The 813-nt window shown below is 35.1% G+C and carries 1 protein-coding gene; it reads left to right on the top strand.

Going from position 1 to position 813, the window contains the following annotated elements:
- On the top strand, nt 1–813 hold an 813-nt coding region (locus B5P42_RS30900), incomplete at both ends, for a zinc dependent phospholipase C family protein (RefSeq protein WP_181458858.1).

The raw sequence follows: 813 nt of genomic DNA, 5'->3' as shown, positions 1-813 counted from the left end.
TCTCATTTTTATGATCCTGATACTAAAGAAAATTATAGAGGAGAAACAAATCCAACGGCTCTTACACAAGGTAAGAAATACTTTTATGAATCTGGAGAACATTTACGAAATAAAGACTATGAAAAAGCTTTCTATTACTTAGGAGTAGCCACGCACTACTTTACAGATGCTACCCAACCTATGCATGCAGCAAATTTTACCGCAATTGATACGAGAGCTATAAAATATCATAGCTACTTTGAAAATTATGTTACAACCATTCAAAATCAATTTGCAGTCAATACTGGAGGGAATTATAACGACTCTCTATCCACACCTGAAGAATGGATTGATTATGCAGCCCGAGTAGCTAAACCTGAAATCCAAAATATTACTAATGATAAAACATTTAAGTATTATAATAGTGGTAAGGCACAATTGTGGCAAGAAATGGTTACCCCAGCTGTGCAGCGAAGCTTAGGAGAAGCTCAGCGCAATACAGCAGGTTTCTTAAATCTTTGGTTTAAAACTTTTACTGAAAATGTGAAAGCTCCAAGTATAGAGACCGCATTAATCTATGATATAGAAGGAAACGTCATAGAAGCAGGGAAAAACTATTATATCGTACCAAGTGAATCTCCTTATCAAGGTCTAACATTTGAATGGTATGTAGCAAACCGTTATGATTATGTCTCACTTGCAAGTAAAGAAAACAATGCTTTATCTGGTACACCTATAGCATTTGAATTCTACAAAGAAAATGATGCAAAGCTACACCACGGGGAGAGTATATATCTTCGCATGAAGCACTCAAATTACGATCAATTTCAATAT

It is taken from the genome of Bacillus sp. SRB_331, from assembly GCF_003264175.1.
Lineage (GTDB): Bacteria > Bacillota > Bacilli > Bacillales > Bacillaceae_G > Bacillus_A > Bacillus_A mycoides.
This window is presented reverse-complemented; position numbering and strand designations above follow the sequence as displayed.